This window comes from Paraburkholderia flava (assembly GCF_004359985.1).
Taxonomy (GTDB): Bacteria; Pseudomonadota; Gammaproteobacteria; order Burkholderiales; family Burkholderiaceae; genus Paraburkholderia; species Paraburkholderia flava.
This window is the reverse complement of record NZ_SMRO01000001.1, coordinates 2,351,738-2,373,073: the sequence shown is the minus strand read 5'-3', so window position 1 is coordinate 2,373,073 and position 21,336 is coordinate 2,351,738. Positions and strand designations below refer to the sequence as shown.

The 21,336-nt window shown below is 64.9% G+C and carries 21 protein-coding genes and 1 pseudogene; 12 read left to right on the top strand and 10 right to left on the bottom strand.

The window, feature by feature from the left end; all coding sequences use genetic code 11:
* Positions 1-26: 26 nt before the first annotated feature.
* Together E1748_RS10585 and E1748_RS32080 are read right to left on the bottom strand one after the other, a co-directional pair.
* A complete protein-coding gene (locus E1748_RS10585; RefSeq protein WP_133647032.1) occupies positions 27-494 on the bottom strand; it encodes a rhodanese-like domain-containing protein in 468 nt (155 codons plus the stop codon).
* Positions 495-690: 196 nt separating this feature from the next.
* Positions 691-786, bottom strand: a pseudogene (locus tag E1748_RS32080) (ABC transporter permease); the annotation flags it as partial.
* Here E1748_RS32080 and E1748_RS10580 point away from each other — a divergent pair.
* Both E1748_RS10580 and E1748_RS10575 read left to right on the top strand, forming a co-directional pair.
* A complete protein-coding gene (locus tag E1748_RS10580) occupies positions 758-991 on the top strand; it encodes a hypothetical protein (RefSeq protein ID WP_240766442.1) in 234 nt (77 codons plus the stop codon). The pseudogene E1748_RS32080 and the gene E1748_RS10580 sit on opposite strands and share 29 nt — an antisense overlap.
* A gap of 172 nt (positions 992-1,163) precedes the next feature.
* Positions 1,164-1,577 carry a DUF2000 domain-containing protein gene (locus E1748_RS10575; RefSeq protein WP_133647031.1) on the top strand — a complete coding sequence of 138 codons (414 nt, stop codon included), beginning with the start codon at positions 1,164-1,166 and terminating at the stop codon, positions 1,575-1,577.
* 16 nt (positions 1,578-1,593) lie between these two features.
* On the opposite strand, the gene E1748_RS10570 is transcribed toward E1748_RS10575, so the two are convergent.
* Positions 1,594-2,148, bottom strand: a complete 555-nt coding sequence (locus E1748_RS10570) for an Lrp/AsnC family transcriptional regulator (RefSeq protein WP_133647030.1) — start codon at positions 2,146-2,148, stop codon at positions 1,594-1,596.
* 233 nt (positions 2,149-2,381) lie between these two features.
* On the opposite strand from E1748_RS10570, the gene E1748_RS10565 reads away from it, so the two are divergent.
* A complete protein-coding gene (locus E1748_RS10565; protein ID WP_133647029.1) occupies positions 2,382-3,296 on the top strand; it encodes a glutamate/aspartate ABC transporter substrate-binding protein in 915 nt (304 codons plus the stop codon).
* 10 nt (positions 3,297-3,306) lie between these two features.
* Here E1748_RS10565 and ftrA read toward each other — a convergent pair whose 3' ends face one another.
* Positions 3,307-4,269: a transcriptional regulator FtrA gene (ftrA, locus tag E1748_RS10560; protein WP_133647028.1), complete on the bottom strand. Its 963-nt coding sequence runs from the start codon at positions 4,267-4,269 to the stop codon at positions 3,307-3,309.
* A gap of 95 nt (positions 4,270-4,364) precedes the next feature.
* Between ftrA and E1748_RS10555 the strand changes: the two genes are divergently transcribed.
* Positions 4,365-4,784: a rhodanese-like domain-containing protein gene (locus E1748_RS10555; protein WP_133647027.1), complete on the top strand. Its 420-nt coding sequence runs from the start codon at positions 4,365-4,367 to the stop codon at positions 4,782-4,784.
* Between the two features lie 4 nt (positions 4,785-4,788).
* Here the strand turns inward: E1748_RS10555 and dapA are convergent, their stop codons facing one another.
* A complete protein-coding gene (gene dapA / locus E1748_RS10550; RefSeq protein WP_133647026.1) occupies positions 4,789-5,646 on the bottom strand; it encodes a 4-hydroxy-tetrahydrodipicolinate synthase in 858 nt (285 codons plus the stop codon).
* A gap of 382 nt (positions 5,647-6,028) precedes the next feature.
* On the opposite strand from dapA, the gene E1748_RS10545 reads away from it, so the two are divergent.
* Positions 6,029-7,321 (top strand): aspartate carbamoyltransferase, encoded by a 1,293-nt coding sequence (locus E1748_RS10545; protein ID WP_133647025.1) that lies wholly within the window; start codon positions 6,029-6,031, stop codon positions 7,319-7,321.
* 12 nt (positions 7,322-7,333) lie between these two features.
* The gene (locus E1748_RS32075; protein ID WP_420819317.1) at positions 7,334-7,480 is read left to right on the top strand and encodes an STY0301 family protein; all 147 of its coding nucleotides are present in this window, start codon (positions 7,334-7,336) and stop codon (positions 7,478-7,480) included.
* Positions 7,481-7,592: 112 nt separating this feature from the next.
* Here the strand turns inward: E1748_RS32075 and E1748_RS10540 are convergent, their stop codons facing one another.
* On the bottom strand, positions 7,593-8,351 hold the full coding sequence (locus E1748_RS10540) for a substrate-binding domain-containing protein (RefSeq protein ID WP_205965242.1): 759 nt from the start codon (positions 8,349-8,351) through the stop codon (positions 7,593-7,595).
* 457 nt (positions 8,352-8,808) lie between these two features.
* Here E1748_RS10540 and E1748_RS10535 point away from each other — a divergent pair, with 457 nt between their 5' ends.
* The 6 genes from E1748_RS10535 (at position 8,809) to E1748_RS31450 (ending at position 14,600) form a co-directional block, all read left to right on the top strand.
* Positions 8,809-9,546, top strand: a complete 738-nt coding sequence (locus E1748_RS10535) for a 2Fe-2S iron-sulfur cluster-binding protein (protein ID WP_133647024.1) — start codon at positions 8,809-8,811, stop codon at positions 9,544-9,546.
* Between the two features lie 10 nt (positions 9,547-9,556).
* A complete protein-coding gene (locus E1748_RS10530) occupies positions 9,557-10,558 on the top strand; it encodes an FAD binding domain-containing protein (RefSeq protein WP_133647023.1) in 1,002 nt (333 codons plus the stop codon).
* Positions 10,555-12,783 (top strand): xanthine dehydrogenase family protein molybdopterin-binding subunit, encoded by a 2,229-nt coding sequence (locus E1748_RS10525; protein WP_133647022.1) that lies wholly within the window; start codon positions 10,555-10,557, stop codon positions 12,781-12,783. The genes E1748_RS10530 and E1748_RS10525 overlap by 4 nt, the downstream gene beginning before the upstream one ends.
* A 147-nt stretch (positions 12,784-12,930) precedes the next feature.
* Positions 12,931-13,533, top strand: a complete 603-nt coding sequence (locus tag E1748_RS10520) for a nucleotidyltransferase family protein (protein WP_133647021.1) — start codon at positions 12,931-12,933, stop codon at positions 13,531-13,533.
* Between the two features lie 58 nt (positions 13,534-13,591).
* Positions 13,592-14,308 (top strand): PIG-L deacetylase family protein, encoded by a 717-nt coding sequence (locus E1748_RS10515; protein WP_133647020.1) that lies wholly within the window; start codon positions 13,592-13,594, stop codon positions 14,306-14,308.
* Positions 14,309-14,447: 139 nt separating this feature from the next.
* Positions 14,448-14,600 (top strand): hypothetical protein, encoded by a 153-nt coding sequence (locus tag E1748_RS31450; protein WP_166653536.1) that lies wholly within the window; start codon positions 14,448-14,450, stop codon positions 14,598-14,600.
* Positions 14,601-14,730: 130 nt separating this feature from the next.
* Here the strand turns inward: E1748_RS31450 and E1748_RS10510 are convergent, their stop codons facing one another.
* From E1748_RS10510 to aepX, 4 genes are all read right to left on the bottom strand, one after another.
* Positions 14,731-16,416 (bottom strand): DUF2957 domain-containing protein, encoded by a 1,686-nt coding sequence (locus E1748_RS10510; protein ID WP_133647019.1) that lies wholly within the window; start codon positions 16,414-16,416, stop codon positions 14,731-14,733.
* A gap of 811 nt (positions 16,417-17,227) precedes the next feature.
* Positions 17,228-18,295, bottom strand: a complete 1,068-nt coding sequence (locus E1748_RS10505) for a 2-aminoethylphosphonate aminotransferase (protein WP_133647018.1) — start codon at positions 18,293-18,295, stop codon at positions 17,228-17,230.
* Positions 18,295-19,500 (bottom strand): phosphonopyruvate decarboxylase, encoded by a 1,206-nt coding sequence (aepY, locus tag E1748_RS10500; protein ID WP_133647017.1) that lies wholly within the window; start codon positions 19,498-19,500, stop codon positions 18,295-18,297. The genes E1748_RS10505 and aepY overlap by 1 nt, the downstream gene beginning before the upstream one ends.
* Positions 19,497-21,182: a phosphoenolpyruvate mutase gene (gene aepX / locus E1748_RS10495; protein WP_133647016.1), complete on the bottom strand. Its 1,686-nt coding sequence runs from the start codon at positions 21,180-21,182 to the stop codon at positions 19,497-19,499. Before aepX ends, aepY begins: the two co-directional genes overlap by 4 nt.
* Between the last annotated feature and the right edge of the window lie 154 nt (positions 21,183-21,336).

The following is a 21,336-nucleotide window of genomic DNA, read 5'->3' as shown; positions in this document are numbered from 1 at the left end:
TGTGATGCGCGACAGCGCGGTATCCGTCAGTCCTGCACCCACGGCAACCCGTGAAAGCGCCAGCCGTTATTCGTCCCGCGTCGCTGCGCGGCATCGAGATCGCCCTCGAAGCCTTCGAGTACGTTGAAGACCTGCGTGAAGCCCGCTTTCGTCGCAGCCTCGGCAGCCTGCGCCGAGCGGTTGCCGCTACGGCACAGCAGCAGCACGACTGCGTCCTTGCCGGTCTTCGCTTCGAGTTCGCGGACGAAGCGCGGATTGCGCGTCAGGCTCGTGCCCGTCGCCCACGCGACATGCAGACTGTCCGGCACCTGGCCGACGAACTTGCGTTCCTCTGCGGTGCGCACGTCGACCAGCAGCGCGTCTCCCGCCGATACCAGCGCCCACGCATCGCGTGGCGCGATCCCGCCCGCGTAGGGCAACCCTGCCTGCACCGCAGCCGATCGCACCGATTCGAGCAGCGTGTGCGCGGGCCGTTCTTCGAGTTCAACCGTCATGACGTCTCCTTGCCGAGTGACCGCGCGCTTGCAATGAGGAAGCGCAGCGGATGCTGGCGAGGCGGACAAAACCGCCTATAGCCATCACGACACACTATGAAAGAGCGCGAACGGAAGGCGAACCAATAAATTGTGCTTTCTAAAGAAGCATCGGTTTGGTTGCTGGACCGGCGTCGGTTGGGCGAATTTCGCGATGAACCCCGACCTGTAAAACGAACGCGGTATTCGACGTCTGCAGCGCGGCGACAATCACGTCGGTGCACATGCTCGCGAAAACCGAGCTGTTTCCCGTGCGGATCCGTGCGCTCGCGGTCGGCCTGCCCTATGCGCTGACGACAGCAATCCTTGGTGGCACGACCGAGTTCGTCGCGCTGCGTATGAAAGCGGATCGACACCGGTCGTGGTTCTGCTGGCACGTGACGATCTGGGCAGCAGTGTCGTTACTCGTCTATATCGGCATGCCGGAGACGCGGTTTCGTGTGGAACGCGGGGTTTGAATGCGTTGTGTCGTTCGGGGGTTAACACGATTCACCGCAATGGCCTGCGTGAGGCCCTAAAGTACCCGCCGTGCTGAATGCGGTTCGTTTCTCGCGTACGTGGTCGCGCAAACGGTCGAGGGCTGCTTATGATGGGCGTGCATCATTTCTCGCAGCCCTCTCGTCACCGCTCATGGAATTCGATACCAAAGTCGTCATCGTCGTTCTCGACGATCTCCCCGTCTGGCAAAAACTCAACGTCACCGCTTTTCTCGCAACCGGCATCGTCGATCTCGCGCCCGAAGCGATGGGCGAAGAACGCTACGAAGATGCGCAAGGCCGGCCGTACGCACGCCTGCTCGCGCAGCCGATGATCATCTACGCCGCCGATCCCGAAGGTCTGCTGCGCGCGTGGCGCAAAGGCATCGAACGCGAACTCGCGCGCGCCGCGTACGTGCGTGCGATGTTCTCAAGTGGCCACGATGCAGCGAACCGCGCGGTGTTCCGCGCCGAACCCGCCGACGCCCCCGACCTCGTCGGCCTTGCGTTACGCGGTCCGCGCAACGCGATCGACAAGACCGTCAAAGGGCTCGCGCTGCATTCGTGATGCGCGGTCGTCTGCATCATTCCTCCGGGCTCGGCCCGCGCTCCAGATACGTCGACAGCGCGATATAGCTGCGCGTGCCGGTGAATCCTTCGATCGAATGAATCCGCTCGAGCAGGTCTTCGAGCGTCTGTGTATCGCGCGTGCGTACCTTCAGCAGCATCGCGCTGTCGCCGGTGACGGTGTGAATCTCCTCGACGTCAGGCAACTCCTTCAACGCCAGTAGATGCCGCGTGACGGCCCAGCTCGTCGTGTCGACGTGCACGAACGCGAGCAGCGGTCGCCCCAGCTTGCCGCCGTCGAGCGCCGCGACCGTGCCGCGAATCACACCGTCGCGCTTGAGCCGCTTCACGCGCTCGTGCACTGCGGGCGGCGACAGATGCAGCGCCTGCCCGAGATCGGCATAGCTACGCGTCGCGTCCTCCGACAACAACGCAAGCAGACGCCGATCCGTATCGTCGAGCTTCGCAGCCGGCGACGCCGGGTTGCGCAGCGTGCGGGCGGGCGTCTGCACGACCGGGTCGACCGCAACGCTGGGAGAGGCTTTTGCCGGGGATTTAGCGGGAGTTTTCATCGAACGTCGAGGTGCGTGAGAGGTAGGCACGGCAGGGGCAGCGATAAAAATTACCACAGCGCGCACGTTCAGGGCGCAATCCGCCTCCCTTCACGCACCGCTCATTGCGGGCAACCCCTGGTAGTTAACATATGTTGCAGATATTTTTGTCATGGCAACATATGTATAAACCGGTTGTCTCCGACCGGTCGGCCTTTTCCATTGCTCACAGCCCATTGCCTCCAGGACGCCCGATGAAACGCTTCGCTCCGCCCGCCCTCGTGTTCTGCGCCGCGCTCGCGTGCGCCGCGTTGTCACTGTCGCAGTCCGCTGTCGCCGACGATCTCGGCCCGACGCTCACGAAAATCCAGTCGAGCAATCTGATCGCAATCGGTCACCGCGAAACGTCGACGCCGTTTTCGTACATGGACGCGAACAACAAGGTCGTTGGGTTCTCGCAGGATCTGTGCGACCGCGTCATCGATGCGGTGAAAGCCCGCACCGGCCGGCCCACGCTGCAGGTGCGCTTCATCCCGGTGACGTCGCAGAACCGCATCTCGCTCGTGCAGAACGGCACGGTCGATCTCGAATGCGGCGTGACGACCAACCTGACGTCGCGGCAGAATCAGGTCGCGTTTTCCGACACGTTCTTCGTCGCGACGACGCGTCTGCTGACGCGCAAGGACTCCGGCATCAAGGACTTTCCGGACCTCGCGGGCAAGACGGTCGTGACGAATCAGGGCACGACGTCCGAGCGCATCATCAGAAAGATGAACGAAGAGAAGAAGATGAACATGCAGATCATCAGCGCGAAGGATTACGGCGAAGGCCGGCTCACGCTCGAAACCGGACGCGCGGTGGCCTACATGATGGACGACGTGCTGCTCGCGGGCACGCGCTCGCTGACCGCGAAGCCGTCGGACTGGGCGATCGTCGGTACGCCGCAGTCGTCGGAAGCGTATGGCTTCATGATGCGCAAGGACGATCCAGCGTTCAAGCGGCTCGTCGACGATGCAATGACGCACACGATGAAAAGCGCCAGCTTCACCGCGCTGTACGACAAGTGGTTCATAAAGCCGGTGCCGCCGAAGAACCTGAGCTTCGATTTTCCGATGAGCGATTCGCTGCGCGCGCTGTACGCGAATCCGAACGACAGGGCATTCGAGTAATCCGCCGCACTCAGGTCGGCGCGCTGCCGAACTTGCGCCGGTACGCGCCGGGGCTCGTCAACGCGATGCGCCGGAAGTGCCGGCGAAACGATTCCTCCGAACCGAAACCGGCGCGCTCCGCGATGCGCGCCATCGGCATCCGCGTGTGCGTCTCGAGCAGTTCGCGCGCAATCGCCACCCGTTCGCGCAACAGCCACTCGTACGGCGCCATCCCGGTTGCGTCGCGAAACTGGCGTTGCAACGTGCGCGGGCTCATCGCCGCACGCTGCGCGAGCGAATCGAGCGTGTGGGGTGCAGCGGGATGCGCGCGCACCCAGTCCATCAGTTTCGCGAGACGCCCGCTGTCGTCCGGCGGCAGCGGACGCGGCACGAACTGCGTCTGACCGCCTTCACGATGCGGCGGTACGACGAGCCGCTGCGCAACGCGATTCGCGATCGCGCGGCCGTGATCGCGGCGCACGAGATGCAGCAGCATGTCGATCCCCGCCGCCGATCCCGCCGACGTGATGATCTGCCCTTCGTCGACATATAGCGCATCGGGCTGCACCTGCAGTTGCGGATAGCGCTTCTGCAATCGATCCGCGTAGCGCCAGTGCGTCGTGACCGTCTTGCCGTCGAGCACGCCGGCCGCCGCGAGCACGAACACGCCCGAACAGATCGAGCACAGTCGAGCGCCGCGCCGGTACGCTGCGCGGATCTTGCGCAGCAGCGGCTCCGGTGGCGTTTCGTCGGGATCGCGCCAGCCAGGCACGACGATCGTCGATGCGCGGTCGAGCATCCGCAGCGTGTACGGTGCTGCCAGCGTAATGCCGCCCGCCGCGCGAATCGGCCCCGGCTCGCCCGCACACACCGCGAAGCGGTACCAGTCGACGTCGAGTTCCGGCCGATCGAGCGCGAACAGTTCGGTCACGCAGCCGAATTCGAAGGTGCAGAGCCGGTCGTAGACCAGCGCGACGACGAGATGATCATTCATGGCGCGATGTTACCGGATATTGTCGATTGCGCCACTGCCGCTCGATGCATGCACGCATGACAATGCGTCATCCCAGCGCTCAACGGAGACCTCACATGACTGCTACTGCCCTCGCCCACGCACAGGACAACCCCGTCACCGCCATTGCCGCTGCCGACAGCGACGCCGCGCTCGCGCATTTCCAGCGCTCATTGCAATTCGAAACCGATTGCTCCGATGTGGCCGCAGCACTCGCCACGCCGTCGCCAGGTTTCGTACTGCTCGACGTGCGCGGCCCCGCGCTCTTCGCGCAGGGACACGTGCCGGGCGCGGTGAATCTGCCGCACGGCAAGATCGTCGCGTCGAAGCTCGCCGCGTATCCCGCCGACACGCTGTTCGTCACCTATTGCGCCGGGCCGCACTGCAACGGCGCGACGCGCGGCGCGATCCGCCTCGCGCAGCTTGGGCGGCCGGTGAAGATCATGATCGGCGGAATCACGGGGTGGATCGACGAGGGCCTGACGTTGGCAACGTAACCGGTCACACCGCGACAAGCTGTGCGAGCCGCCTTCGCAGATCGTCGGTCACCGACGTCATCGGCGCGCGCAACTCGTCGCGCAGCAAACCCTGCGCGGCCAGCGCTGCCTTCACCGGGCCGGGATTTGGCTCCTCCGTCAGCGCGTGGATCAACGGCACGAGCGCGTGATAGATCGCGCGTGCGTCGTCCAACCGCCCTTCTGCAACCGCACGATGCAGCGCGACGAACCGCTCGGGCCGCAGATGCGCGGACGCCGAGATCGCACCGCTGCCGCCGAGACACAGCGTCGGAAAGATGTCCATATCGTCGCCGGCCAGCACCTTCAGCCGACCGTCGAGAATCAGCGCGAGCCGCGTATCGAGCGAACCCGAACAGTCCTTGATCGCCTCGATGCGCGGATGCGCGGCGAGCGTCAACAGCGTGTCGGTGTCGAGCCGCACGCCGGTCCGCGCCGGAATGTCGTACAGCACGACGGGCTTCGTGCTCAGATCGGCGAGCCCCGTGAAGTAATCGACCAACCCGCGCTGCGCGGGCCGGATGTAGTACGGCGCGGACACCAGCACACCGGCCACCGGCTGCTCGTTCAGTTGACGGATGCGCTCGCGCACACTCGCGTCGCGGTTGCCGGACACGCCCGCCAGCACCGGCAGCGAACCGGCCGCGTCGAGCACGGTCGCGAGCACCGCATCCTGTTCGCGCGCGTCGAGCGCGGCCGGCTCGCCGGTCGTGCCGAGCGCGACCAGCCCCGACACGCCTGCGTCCGCATACACGCCGATCAGCTGCCGCAACGCGGCGTGATCGACGGCGCCGTCGGCGAACGGCGTGACGATGGGAATCCAGATACCCGAAAAAATAGACATGACTAAACCTCGAACGCGACCGTATCGATTCCGTTCAGCAGTGCGGGGGATGACGAGGCAGGAGAGAAAACGCGGGCCCGGCGAGTCGTTCCGTCGCACATCTGACGACGGAACAGCGGGCTCCGGTCAGATGAGCGGCTGTTTTTTGGCTTTGGCCCGAGCGGCTTCGCACGCGCATACGCTACCCGCCGTGAAGGCGGCGAGCGAAAGGCGGAGGAAGTCGTGGGCGGCTGGCATGTCGGGCAGTGTAACCGGACTTCTTGCGAACTTGCACGCAAAACGAGCAAAGCGCAGCGCAAAAAGCTTGACTTCCCGTCGCAGCGAACTAATATACGCACCGCGTATAGATTGATCGTTACAACCACCGACCTGAGGTGCCCGCATGAATGTCCCGCAGCAAGCCTTTCTCCGCGACGCGATGCGTCGCATGAACATGACCCGCGAGGCGTTCGCCAGCCGTATCGGCGTGTCGCGACGGGCGCTCGACACCTGGCTGCTGCCGGACGATTCGCAGGAATCGCGGGCGATGCCGGAGATCGTCGAGCGGTTTGTGTCGGAGATCGTCGTGCAGGGCGAGCCGGGCGAAAAGCATACGCAAAGCGTAGATTCGCAGTCGCTGGCGAGCCAGATGCTGTTCGAAGGCAAGCCGCAACTGCTGTCGGTCGACCAGTTCTCGCGCGACTCGGTGGAGGCGCTGTTTCGCGTCGCCGACATCATGCAGCCCATCGCGCGACGCCGGAAAATCTCCCGGGTGCTCGAAGGCGCGGTGCTCGGCAACCTGTTCTTCGAAGCGAGCACGCGTACGCGCGTGAGTTTCGGCGCGGCGTTCTGCCGGCTCGGCGGCTCGGTGTGCGATACGACCGGCTTCACGTTCTCGTCGATGGCGAAGGGCGAATCGATCTACGACACGAGCCGCGTGATGAGCGGCTATGTCGACGCGCTGGTGATCCGCCATCCGGAGCAAGGCTCGGTCGCCGAATTCGCGCGCGCGACCAACGTGCCCGTGATCAACGGCGGCGACGGCCCCGGCGAACACCCGAGCCAGGCGCTGCTCGACCTGTACACGATCCAGCGCGAATTCTCGCGGCTCGGCAAGATCGTCGACGGCGCGCATATCGCGCTCGTCGGCGACCTCAAATACGGGCGCACCGTGCATTCGCTCGTGAAGCTGCTCGCGCTGTATCGCGGCATCAAGTTCACGCTGGTGTCACCGCCGATGCTCGAGATGCCGACGTACATCGTCGAGCAGATTTCGCGTAACGGTCATGTGATCGAACAGACGCACGATCTCACGGCAGGGCTACGCGGCGCCGACGTCGTGTACGCGACGCGCATCCAGAAAGAGCGCTTCACCGACGAATCGTTCGAAGGTTATACGCCCGACTTCCAGATCAACCAGGCTTTAGTCGACGGCGTGTGCGGTGCGGACACCCTGATCATGCATCCGCTGCCGCGCGACAGCCGGCCCGGCGCGAACGATCTGAGCGTCGACCTGAATCACGACTCGCGACTCGCGATCTTCCGTCAGACCGACAACGGCATCCCGGTGCGGATGGCGATCTTCGCGGTGCTGCTAGGCGTCGAGAAACTGGTCCAACATTCGATGCGCGATGCGGCGTGGCGTCCGCCGGCTTATCTGGGCCCGGACGATGCGGTTTTTCATGGGATCGATTGAGGGGTGCGCTAACTGACGGTTGATCGATGGGACTTGAAGGGAATCGATCCGTATCTGGTTTGCCGGTTTGAGCACACGTCGAAGACGGTCACGCTTCATGCAGCGTCATCGAAAAGCTGTGTTGCCGGGCATAAGCCGTTTGCTGCGTACTGTGAGTGAGCGAGTGAATGATTGAGCGGAGTGGCGAACCTGCATGACAAAAGCCCCGCATTTGCGGGGCTTTTCTTTTGGCGCGTGAGGATGACCTCCGCTCACTCACAGCATCGCACCTTCACTGCGCCAGCGGCTCCAACCCCGTCTTCCGAATCACCGACGCCGCTTCCGGCGACGCAAGAAAACGAATCAACGCAGCCGCACCCGCCGGATCTTTCGACCCCGCAGCAACACCAGCCGAATACATCGTGTATTGCTGCACGTCGTCGGGCAGTTTGCCGACAACCGTCACGCCCTTCACCGGCAGCAGTTCGCTGACCTGCTGAAACCCGATCTCCGCTTCGCCGCGCGCGACGACGTTGCCGACCGGCTCGGCGGGAATCATCCGGCTCTTGCCCTTCACCTGATCTTCGATGCCGAGTTTCTTGAACAACTCGTTGCCGATATAGACGCCGCTAGCACTGTCCGAATACGCGATCGATTTCGCGTCGAGCAACGCGCGGCGCAATGCATCGTCGGAATGGATGTCGGGTTTCGGCGCGCCGTCGCGCACTGCGATGCCGATCGGCGAGCGCGCGAAATCCACCTTGCTGCCGGGCACGACCTTGCCGGCCTTCACCAGATCGTCGAGCGCATAGCCGACCATGATCAATACGTCGGCGGGTTCGCCGCGCGCGAGGCGCACGGGTATCGCATTCTGCGTCGTGCCCATCGACGGCCCCCATGCGGTAGCGAGCGTATCGCCGCTCTCGTGCTCGAACTGCGGACCCAGCTCACGATACGCCGCCGCGAAACCACCGGAGATCATCACCTTCACTTCGTCCGCGTGCGCCGCAGCCATCGTGCCGAACCATGCGCATCCCAACACGCACAACATCAGTGCGCGCCGGCCGGTGTGTGTCGTCTTTTCCTTGAGGTTCACTGCCGTTGTCTCCTTTGTTGTCGTACCCACGAATGGGGTCATCATATCGTCGATCCCGACGATGTTAACCGACACTGCCCACACCTCGTGCGCAACTCGGCAACGTGTAATCAAAACCCATTCACCGCCTCTTTACTTTGCTCTGTTTTAAGCGCAACGTGCAACGCGTCACGCGCGCGCTTCGCATCGCCGCTGCCCCACCCGACTTGCGACTCGCGTTCTTTCACGCGCCTTGCGTGCGCCTCGCAGATGTCTTGCATGCATGTCGCGCATGCATCCCGCACGCACTCCAGCGGCATCGAAATTGCTGCTGCTAACGATTGTCCTGCGATGCATCGCTTCGCTCATGATCTTGATGACACTGCGATGACGCGCAGCCCTGCATGATCTTTCACGGAGCAAGCAGAACATCATGTCCCGTCATTCCAAACATCAGGGTCCGGTCGACGACACCGACCCCTCGCCCACGTCTTCGTCGCCTCAACCTGTTCAACCGTCCCGCCGACGTTTTCTGCAATCGGCAGCGGCAGCGGCCACGGTCGGCGCAGTGCCGTACGCACATGCGCAGACAACAGCCGCACCCGTACGCCAACCGGCATCGCAACCCATCACGCATCCGCCGGTGCCCGAGCGCACCGTCACGCTCAACGTGAACGGCCGCGACTATGCGTTGCAACTCGAACCGCGCGTGACGGTGCTCGATGCGTTGCGCGAATATATTGGCCTCACGGGCACGAAGAAAGGCTGCGACCGTGGTCAGTGCGGCGCATGCACGGTACTCGCCGGCGGCCGTCGCATCAACTCGTGTCTGACGCTCGCGGTGATGCATGAAGGCGAAGCGATCACGACCGTCGAAGGGCTCGCGCACAACGACGTGCTGAGTCCGATCCAGCGCGCGTTCATCGCACATGATGCATTCCAGTGCGGCTACTGTACGCCGGGGCAACTGTGCTCCGCGACCGCGCTGCTGCATGAGTTCGATGCGGGCGCCGCGAGCACGGTCACCGCCGATGTGCGGCGTCGTCCGCCGCAACTCAGCGACGACGAAATCCGCGAACGGATGAGCGGCAACCTCTGTCGCTGCGGTGCGTATCCGAACATCGTCGCGGCGGTGCGCACAGTACACGCCGGCAAAACCGGCGCAGCATAGGGAGACCATCATGGATGCAATCTCCTACGAACGCGCCGGCGACGTCGCCGCTGCGCTGCGTGCCGCACAACAGCCGGGCACGATGTTTATCGGAGGCGGCACGAATCTGCTCGATCTGATGAAGGGCGGCGTCGAACGGCCTGCGAAGCTCGTCGACATCACGCGCATTCCCGGGCTCGACACGATCTCGACGCTGCCCGACGGCGGCCTGCGCATAGGCGCGCTGGTGCGCAACAGTGACATGGCGAATCACGCATGGGTGCGCGAGCGTTACCCGCTGCTGTCGCAGGCGCTGCTCGCCGGTGCATCCGCGCAGTTGCGCAACATGGCGACGGTCGGCGGCAATCTGATGCAGCGCACGCGTTGCCCGTACTTCTACGACACCGCGTTCGCTCAATGCAACAAGCGCGAGCCCGGCAGCGGCTGCGCGGCGATCGGCGGCCACAACCGCATGCACGCGATCCTCGGTGCGAGCGCGCAATGCATCGCGGTCAATCCGTCCGACATGAGCGTCGCACTCGTGGCACTCGATGCGCTCGTGCGCGTCAGCAGTCCCAGCGGCGAACGCGTGGTGCCGTTCGCGAACTTCCATCGTCTGCCGGGCGATCGTCCTGAATTCGACACGACGTTACAGCCCGGCGAACTGATCACCGCCGTCGATCTGCCGCCGCCGCTCTTCAGCGAGCACACGCACTATCTGAAGGTGCGTGATCGCGCGAGCTATGCGTTCGCGCTGGTGTCGGTCGCAGCGGCGCTGCAACTCGACGGCAATACCGTGCGCAGCGCACGCATCGCGCTCGGCGGTGTCGCACATAAACCGTGGCGTGCGAGCGCGGCGGAAGCGCGGCTCGCGAACCAGCCGCTCACCGACGCAACGCTGCGCGATGCCGCTGCCGCCGCATTGCAGGACGCACGCGCGCAACGCGACAACGGTTTCAAGATCGCGCTCGCGCAGCGCGCGATCGTCCGTGCATTGAATCAGGCCGCGGGGCGGCAAGGAGGTGTCGCATGACGACCGCCGCTCCGTTCATCGGACAGCCGCTCGACCGTACCGATGGCGTGCTGAAGGTCACCGGCGAAGCCCGCTACGCAGCCGAATTTCCCGAAGCACGGCTCGCACATGCAGTGCTGGTGACGAGCACGATCGCACGCGGAACGATCGAGTCGATCGATACCGCACGTGCCCAGTCGCTGCCCGGCGTGCTGCTCGTGATGACGTACGCGAATGCACCACGTCTGCCGAACAACGGCCGGCCCGCGCTCTCGCCGCCCGCCGGACGCAGACTGTCGCTGCTGCAGGACAACGAGGTGCACTACAGCAACGAGCCGGTAGCGGTCGTCGTCGCCGACACGCTCGAACACGCGACCGACGCCGCGCGTCAGCTGCGCATCACATACCGCAGCGTCCCCGCGACGGTCGATTTCACGCAGGCCCGCGCGCACGCGTATGCACCCGTCAAACCGCAAGGCCGGCAGACCGACACGCAGCGCGGCGATCTCGCGGCCGGCCTGCGCGATGCCAACGTACGCATCGACGCGACGTACACAACACCGATGGAACACCACAACCCGATGGAGCCGCACGCGACGATGGCCGTGTGGGACGGCCCTCATCTGACGCTGTACGACTCGACGCAAGGCGTGAGCGGCGCGAAGACCGCGGTCGCGGCGACGCTCGGCCTCGCCCCTGACGACGTGCACGTGATCTCGCCGTTCGTCGGCGGCGGCTTTGGTTGCAAGGGCTCGTCGTGGTCGCACGTATCGCTGTGCGCGATGGCCGCGAAGCAGACCAGTCGTCCGGTGCGTCTCGTGCTGGAACGTCCGCAGATGTTTGGCCCTGTAGGCGGCCGGCCGTTTACCGAGCAGCGTTTCACGCTCGGCGCGCGCCGCGACGGCACGCTCACCGCGATGCGGCACGACAGCTTCTCGAACACGTCGATGATCGAGGACTGGACCGAGACCTGCTGCATGGTCACGCGAATGTCGTACGCGGTGCCGAACCAGGTGACCACACACCGTCTCGTGCAGTTGAACGTCGGCACGCCGACTTTCATGCGCGCGCCCGGCGAAACGACCGGTTCGTTCGCGCTCGAATCGGCGATGGACGAACTCGCGTGGGCGCTGAAAATGGACCCGCTCGCGCTGCGTCTGAAGAACTACGCCGACATCGAGCCGCAGGACAACAAGCCGTGGTCGAGCAAGTCGTTGCGCGAATGCTATGAGCGCGGCGCGGAGAAATTCGGCTGGTCGCGGCGCACGCCCGAACCGCGCTCGATGCGCGCGGGCAATACGCTGATCGGGCTCGGCATGGCGACCGCGACGTACCCGGCGAACCGCAGCGAAGCATCGGCGCTCGCACGCATCCTGCCGGACGGCACCGCGATGGTCGCGTCGGGCACGCAGGACATCGGCACCGGCACGTACACCGTGATGACCCAGGTCGCCGCCGATGCACTCGGCTTCGCCCCCGCGAACATCAGCTTCGCGCTCGGCGATTCGTCGCTGCCGCGCGCGCCGGTGTCGGGCGGCTCGCAGTCGGTCGCGAGCGTATCGCCGGCCGTGCACGACGCGGCCACCCAGGTGCGCAACCAGTTGATCGCGCTCGCACTCGCGGATCCCGCTTCGCCGGTGTACGGCGCAACCGCCGACGACATCACCGTCGACAACGGCTGGGTCACGCGTCGCTCGGACCCGTCGCGGCGCGATCCGGCCGCAGCGATTCTCGCGCGTGCAGGCGGCCGGCCGATCGAAGCGCGCGTGACCGTCAAGCCCGGCGAAGAAAAGGCGCGCTACGCGTTCCACTCGTTCGGCTCCGTGTTCGCCGAAGTGCACGTCGACGCGGACCTCGGAACGATCCGCGTGGCACGCGTAGTCGGCACGTACGGCGTCGGGCGGCTGCTCAACGACAAAACCGCGCACAGCCAGTTGATGGGCGGCATCGTGTGGGGCATCGGTGCGGCACTAGAAGAAGCGACGTCGCTCGATCTGCGTTACGGACGCTTCGTCAACGCGAACCTCGCCGAGTACCACGTGCCGGTCAACGCGGACATCGGCGCGATCGACGTCGCGTTCATCGACGAGGTGGACCCGCATATCAACTCGCTCGGCACGAAGGGGATCGGCGAGATCGGTATCACGGGGGTGTCGGCGGCGATCGCGAATGCGGTGTTTCATGCGACCGGCGTGCGCGTGCGGGATCTGCCGGTGACGCTCGACAAGGTGCTCGTACAAGCTTGATGGATTCACATGCACGGCGGTCATGCGAATGACCGCCGTGCATGCGACAGATGTGCATCGACGCTTGCCTCGTCCGCGCTTGCGCCGCACAATCGCGCCATACCGCCCGTCACTCCCGCACCCGCAGTTCTTCTCTCAAGGCGCGTCATGACCTACGCTTCGCTCGCCACCGGCGTGCTGCTCGCAGCCGGCTACGGGTCGCGCTTCGATCCCGACGGCATCCACAACAAGCTGCTCGCGCGTCTGCCCGAAGGAATGTCGGTCGCACACGAGTCGGCGCACCGGCTGCTGCGCGTCGTGTCGAAAGTCATCGCGGTCGTGCGGCCCGGCTCCGATGCACTCGCCCGCGAACTGAACGACGCGGGCTGCGTCGTGGTGTTCTCGGCGGCGGCGGAGCGCGGCATGGGCGCGAGTCTCGCGGCGGGCGTCGAAGCCAGCGACGACGCGGACGGCTGGGTCGTCGCGCTCGCCGACATGCCGCGCATCGCGCAGGCCACGATCGAAGCGGTGGCGAAAGCGCTGGGCGCAGGCGCACCGCTCGTCGCACCGTTCTATCGCAACCAGCGCGGGCATCCGGCAGGCTTCGGCAACGCGCATCGCGCGGCGCTGCTCGCACTCGACGGCGATGCCGGCGCCCGCGCACTGTTCGCGTCGCAGGCGGTCACGCGCGTCGACGTCGACGACCCGGGCATCCTGCGCGACATCGATACGCCCGCCGATCTGCAGGCGCTCGACGACGGGCGCAGCTGACGCGGGCACACGGTTTGCGGAAATCCACACACGTCTTATTTCTCGCAACCTCACGATCATGAGTGAAACCAGCCCACGCCTGCTTGTCGTCTCCCCGCATTTCGACGATGCGGTGTTCGGTTGCGGCGCATTGCTCGCCGCGCATCCGGATGCCGCAGTGTGCACGGTATTCGCCGCGCCGCCCGAGCGCGACATGTGCACCGAATGGGATACGAAAGCAGGATTTACCGGCGCCCATGCGGCGGTCCACGCACGCACGATCGAGGACGACCAGGCGCTGTCCGTACTCGATGCGATTCCGCTGCGCATGCCGTTCCGCGACGGTCAGTACAACGACTCTCCTTCGATCGACACGCTCGCGACCGCGCTCGAGGAAGTGATCTACGGCTCGACCGCGAACACGCTGCTGATGCCGCTCGGCCTGTTTCACGCCGACCACATCCTGGTCTATCGCGCGTGCTGCGAAATCCTGCCGAGGCTCGCGCATCTGTCGTGGTTCGCGTACGAAGACGCGCTGTATCGCCGGACGGCCGGTATCGTGCAGGAACGGCTCGTCGATATGACGCGGCGCGGCATCGTCGCCACGCCCGCGCAACCGGATGAACTGAACACGCTCGATCCGCAGCGTCGCGTGCTGCTCAAGCGCGAAGCCATCGATGCGTACGGGAGCCAGTTGCAGGCGTTCGGCCCTGGCGGCTACGACGATGTGTTCGACGACGAACGCTACTGGCAGCTGAAGGTGTCACGACCGTCAGCGCGACGCAGGACGATCTGACGGTATGCGAACACACGCATGACCGGCACGCATGCGGCACACCGCACAGCGCATTCGCGCGGGATCGCCTACGCTACCTGATAGAGGCACGCGGATGCATGCCTCGCTCACCGAGGCAAAGAGGACGAGGGGCCACGCCATGAACCTCGAGATGCACACCAGTCCGGTTCCCGACCCACTCGCCGATCCGACCCGCGATCCTGAAGGCGATCCGCTGACGCCTCCGCCGCCGGGCCATCACAACGACGAGCCGCAGCGACCCGAAGGTCCGCCGGATAAAGATCCGGTGTAACGCGTTTCGCGAAGCACGCGTCGCGAGCGCCAGAAATAAGCCGGAAATAAAAAAACGCCGGGCGAACCCGGCGCTCACGAAATGGGGAGCCGGTGCCACCGGCACACGCTCCCCCGGACCACAACCGGCGCTACTGCACGAATGCGCCGATCGTCAGGAACGGATTCACTTTGCTCGTATTCGACGGGCTGTTCGTCGTGAACTGCTGGTTCACGCCGTTCATCAACAGACCGTACACCTGACCCACCTTGACGAGCACACCCGTGTCGCCTGCCTGGAAGATCGGCGTCGTGCCGCTCAGCAGATCCTTTGTCGCCGTGACGTTGACGAGGCCGGGCTGTGTCTGCGTGTAGTCGAGCGTGAAGCCGGACGTCACGGTCGCGGTGAACGGTGTCAGCAGCGAACCGTTCGGGTTCTGGAACAGCGTCGCGGTCGAGTTCACGGCTGCGTTGAACGATGCGCTGCCGTCGATGCACGCACCTGCCGACGGGTAGATAACCGAGAACGAGCCATCCGGGTTCGTCACGTTCGTCGCCTGCGCCGACTGTCCAGCGTATTCGACGAGTCCGCATGCCGACGCGCTGTTCGCACCAATGTAGCCGCCCGTCAGCACAGTCGGTGCGATCGTCGTGGCCGGCGCGAGCAGCGAGATGCCGATCTGGTCGTCGAGGATCGACGCGAGCAGATTGCCGTTCGGATCCGAATGGCCCGCACCGACGCGCACGATCACTGGCACCAGCGTCCCGGCCACCTTGCCGACGATCATCACGCCGTGCGCGGTGTTGCCAGCAAACGCAACCTGCAGAGTGCCGACCCCAACCGCCGGATACGTCGACGCGTTCGATGGAATCGCGCTCATGAACACGTTGTCGGCGGAACCGTCCGCGTTGGTCCGCACTACCCACGGCGCACCGGTCGACATACACGAATATTTGGACGTATCGGCCGTGCACGAGCCGTCCGCATTCAGCGTCTCAGAAGCCTGGATCGCGTCCGGCTGCCAGCCGATAAGGCCAGTTATCTGCTGCGCGGGGGTCTCGTTGGGGATGGTCTGGAACGTCGTGCCTTCCGGCGTCATCCGGAAACCAAGCTCGTTGTACTTGCCTGCGACCTGCGAGAAGTCGGTCACCGTCTCGCTGAAACCGATGAACGGGAACGAGTCGAACACGCGGTCCGGTACAACACCAATAAAGATACCCGCTCCGAGTGGTACGCCATTGAACTGGATCTCCGCGCCCGGACTCGAGCCGCCGATGATCCCCTGGCCGACGAACAGCAGCGGCGGATCCTGGAGATTGATGGGGATCTTGTAGCTGCCGTCAGCAGTCTGGCCATCCTTCAGTACGATTGCGCAGCGATTCTGTTCGGCGCTCGGCAGCGCGAGCGGCGCCGTTGTCCCGCCGTCGGTACTGGTGGCCGTGGGCTTGTATGCGTCGGGCGTCGTGTACGAACCCGTGATCGTAAGACCCTGGCGCGTCGCATTGATCTGCCCCGCCCTCGTCGGCACCTCCGATTCGACGAACGTCATCTGATACTGCTTCGTCGCCGAATTGAATTTGGCCTTGATGTATTCGCCGCTGCCCGAGCCGCCGGTGAAGGTCGTCGAGTAGTCGAGTGCGTCGGGGCAGAGTTTGAGCGTCGAGGGCGGCGACGTCGGCGGACCGGACGGTGCGCAGGTGCTGCCCGAGCATTGCGATACGTCGACCGGGCCGGGCGACCCCGGATTACCGCCGCTACAGGCAACCATCAGTACCGCTGCGGCCGCTATGCCAACCAGGTTTGCGACGGCAAAACCGTCGCGCACGATGCGCGCCATCTTATGTCTCCTCCGGATTTATCGTTTGAATAATGCAGCTACTCCGCGCTGTCCGGACTCAATCACCGTTCGAAGCAAAATCGATATGTCGACGAATAATCGGACCGCGCAAATTGGGGAATCTTTTATTTTTAAGGCGGCAGAACGAGGCGATACGAATTCAGCGAAACGTTGCCTCGCATGAGGGTCTCCATTGGCCTGTATTTACTGGTAAGTAGTCGCGCAAAAGTTAAACCGGTTAACGGAGAATGTATATAGAGGCGCCTGTCCAAACCACGGCGAAAGCCGCTGACGGCCTGTACGCGGGCCGCTCGGTCCGTTTCAAACGCTCGTCCATGCGGGATGAATGGCGACAAATCCGCATGCGGCATTGCACCAGAGCGGCTAATGCGCCTCGCACAAGATCTCTGCCGGCGGATATGCCGGTTTCGCGATTCGGCTAACGTCGTCCGGCAAACACCGGGCTCTGCGCCAGTCAAACGGATTTTCGTGGATTCGGTAAAGATGGCGGAATGCCGCGCGCAATGCAGGAATATGTGCCGGGCGATTTATCCGCACGCGCGCATCCGGATGGCTATTGCGCTGCTCGACGCGCCGACGGTCGATCGCTGCGCGGGAATGCGCCACGCGCACCCGATGAAGCGCGGTGCATGCGGATGAAACATTCGTGAGAGGTGGGAAGTGGGAAGCGAGAGAGCCGCGATTGAGGCGACGATGTCACTGCGGATCGTGCTTGCGCCCAACACCGCGCAGCACACGCTAACGGCAGCCTCCCGGCACCACCGTTAGCCGTGTCGCCACAACACCGATATCAACGCGACAGTTCGTCGAACGACGTCAACAGCCGATCGACATCGGCGGCATGAATGTCGCCCATCGTCGAGATGCGGAACAGCTCAGCGGAAAGCCCACCCTGCCCCGCGTAAATCACGAAGCCGCGCGCCTTCAGCGCATCGTGCAGCAGCGGGTACGACACACCGTTCGGCAGACGGTACGCACGCAGCACGACCGACGACTGCTCCGGCGGCAACACGCTGCCGATACCGCGAGTCGCGAGCCCCGCGCGCGCCTGTTCGGCGAGCGCTGCGTAGCGTGCATGACGCGCCTGCCAGCCGCCCTCGTCGTGCATCTCGCGCAGCGCTTCGACCAGCGCGTAATACGCATGCACCGACGGCGTGAACGGCGTATTGCGCTGATCCTGCAGACGCGCGAGCCGCGTCAGATCCAGATAGAACGTGCGGCTCGACGCCTGCGCGAGCGCATCGCGCCGCACGATGACGAATGCCGCGCCCGGCACACCATGCAGACATTTGTTCGCCGTGGCGGCGACCGCTGCGATGCTGCCGTCGTCGAAGTCGATCGCTTCGGCACCGAAGCTGCTCACGCCGTCCACCAGCAGTTGCACGCCCCGTTCGCGGCATGCGGCGCCGAGCGCGCGCAAATCGTTCAGCCGGCCCGTCGTCGTCTCGTGATGGATCACCGCGACGTGCGTGAAGCTGCCGTCCGCGTCGAGCCGCTCGACGATGCGCACGAGGTCCGGCGCTTCCATCCATTCGTGCTTCACGACTTCGTGCGCGATCCGGTACTGCGCGGCGATGTGCGCGATGCGTTCGCCGTACACGCCGTTCTCGACGATCAGCAGTTTGCCGCGTTCCGGCACCAGCGCAGCGATCATGCTCTCGACGGCCGCGGTGCCCGAACCTGTCATCAGCACCGCCGCCCACTTCGCGGGATCGAGCCCGTACACGTCGACGAGCCGCTCGCGCGCCTCATCCTGCAAGTCGAAAAACTCGCTCTCGCGATGGCATAGATCGGTTTGCAGCAGACTGCGGCGCACGCGTTCGGTCAGCGTGACGGGGCCCGGGTTGAGCAACAGCATCAATGCGCTCCTTGCGCGGCGCCGATGTGGCGCATCAGGCGCGTCTTCACGTCGGGCGGGGTAATGGTGGGACGCGGCAGACCGTCGGGCGTGCCTCGCCGGATCGCGAGCCGCACGAAACGCGGACCGCGCTGCGAAGTGGACGCGACGGACGAGACGGGCGCGGCGAGCGCATCGAGGGCTTCGTCGAGCACGGCGAGATCGTCGCCTTCGACTGCCGACGCGTAGCCGCACGCCGCCGCGACACCCGCGAACGACACCTGCGGCGACACGGTGGCCTGGCCGCCGGTGGAATCGTGTGCGCCGTTGTCGAGCAGCACGTGCGTCAGATTCGCCGGTGCATACGCGCCGAGCGTCGCGAACGCGCTCATCCGCATCAATGCAGCGCCATCGCCGTCGAGCGCAACCACCTGCAGGTCGGGCCGCGACAGCGCGAGGCCGAGCGCGAACGGCGTCACGCAGCCCATCGAGCCGACCATGTACAGCTGGTTCGAGCGATCGTCGATTGCGTAGAGTTCGCGGCCGCAAAAGCCGGTCGACGCGAGCACGACCGTCGACTCAGTCGGCGTCCGCGCGATCACGCGCTGCAGTGCCTGCTGACGCGTCGGCAGTGCATCCGCCGACAGACCGCGCGATGTATTGCGTGCGGCAATCGCAGGCGCACGCGTCGGCGTCGCCGCCGCTTTCAGCTCGTACGGCGCGACGCTGCCCTTCTGCATCACGAGCGCATACGGGCGACCGGTTTCATCCATGTGCTTCGTTGCACGATCGAGCGCGGGGCCGATCGCGTCGGCCTCGGTCGGGAAGGTTTCCCACGGGATTTCCATCGTGTCGAGCATCGCGGGCGTCACCGGACCCATCAACGCGTGCTGCGGTTCGTCCGACACGCCGGGCTGGCCGCGCCACGTGACGATCAGCAGTTGCGGCAAACGGAACGTCCACGTGAGCGACGTCAGCGGACTCACCGCGTTGCCGAGCCCCGAGTTCTGCATCATCGTGACGCCGCGCCGGCCATTGCGCGCGCCGAGCGTGACGCCGGCGATCAGCGCGACCGCATCGCCCTCGTTCGCCGCCGACACGTAGTGCAGCGACGGATCCTGCAGCACGTAATTGATGAACGGCGTCAGGTACGAACACGGCACACCGGCATACCAGTCGAAGCCGCGCGTGCGCGCGGCCTCGACGAACTGTGCTGCTTCGATCATTGCGCCGCTCCGCGCGTCGCGTCGCCCGATGCGATCGGCGTCTGCGCATGCGCGAAGTCGCCTGCACGGCGGAAGTCTTCGAGATCGTTGACGCCGCGCCAGTGACCGTGCACGTACTGCACTTCGACTTCCTCGCCCGCTTCGATCAGCGCGTTGAGCAACGCGGGGATGTCGAGCGAGTCGAAATCGGGACGCTGCTGCAATTGCGCGAGCATCGTCTTCAGACGTTCGATGCCGGCGCCGCGCACATTCAACAGACCGATCCACCGGCCGTTCGGCGCGCCATCCGCTTCGTTCGACACGCGGCGCAGCAGCACCTTGTTGCCGAACAGGCCACGATCGTCAGCCGTCGAGCACCACGCGAAGTCGCGCACGCTGCTGTTTTCGGCCTGCGTCAGCGACGAATCGACGACCACGCTGAACGCTGCTTCGCTCTCGACCAGATCGCGCACGATGTAGCTGCGGAACAGCAGATCGCCGTACGAAATGACCGTGTCGTTCTGCAGAGTGCCGGCCGCGCAGGCGAGCGACGCGAGTTCGCCGGTCTGCGCATGGCGTTCGTTGACGACGAGCTTGATGCCAGCCGTGTCGATCGCGTCGGCACGATAGCCGCCGACCACCGTGATGTCATTGACGCCCTGCTTCTTGAAGCCATCGACGAGCCAGCGTAGCAGCGGCTTGCCGGCTACCGGCAGCATCACCTTCGGACGTTCTTCGGTCAGCGCTTCAAGCCCTGCGCCGCGGCTAGCCGCCAGCACGATCGCCGAGCCGCTTGCACGCGACGTCGACAGATAACGGCGCTCGGCTTCCGAATACTCGTCGGCATCCTGCAGGCGGAAAATCTCGTTGACGGTGGCCACGCGGTCTTCGACATCGACCAGCGTTTCGTTGTCGTGGATTTCCTTCGCGACGGTCTGCATCGCGGTGGTCGCCGCGCGCAGCAGATGGTTCGCCCAGATCACCGCGCTGATGCCCGCCTTGCGGAACACTTCGGTCGGCGTGCTGTAGTACTTGGTCGGCACGATCACGAGCGGGCCACGGCCGGCCCATTCCTTCGCGAACGCGAGAATCTCATCGGGACGCGACAGCTTGCTGTGAATCAGGATCGCATCGGCGCCGGCCTGACGGTAGGCTTCCGCGCGCTTCAGCGCTTCGTCCATCCCCCAGCCCGCGATCAAAGCCTCGACGCGCGCGACGATCGAGAAATTCTCGTCCAGTTGCGAGTCCTTGCCCGCCTTGATCTTGCCGCTGAACTCGTCGATTTCCGCGAGCGGCTGACGCTCGCCGTTAATGAAGCTGTTGGTCTTCGGAAACACCTTGTCTTCGATACAGACGCCCGCGATGCCGCGCTGTTCGAGCTTGCGCACGAGACGGCGCATGTTGTTGAAGTTGCCGTAGCCGGTGTCGCCGTCGAGCAGGATCGGCAGATCGCTCGCGTCGGCCATGAACTCGAGCGTATCGACGACCTGAGTCCAGCTCGCCTCGTTGTTGTCGCGCACGCCGAACTGCGCGGAGATCGTCAGGCCCGAGCCCCAGATTGCGCGAAAACCGGCTTCGCGGACGATGCGCGCGGACAGGCCGTTGTGCGCTTCCATCAGGAATTCGAGCTGGTTGCTGGTGAGCATCTGACGCAGCCGGCTGCTGCGCGAAGCGGGAAGGAGAGCGGTGTCGCGTGCGTTCATCTTGTCGAGTACTCCGGTGGCCGCCGTGTGGAGGGCGGCATGTTTGCGGGCCGCGCGGGCGGCCGCTGCGCCGCTCGCCCGCGCGGGTCGCACGGGTTCGGAGAGCGCCAAAAATCGCGACTATAGCGGAAATGAAACGCCGATGTCGCCGACG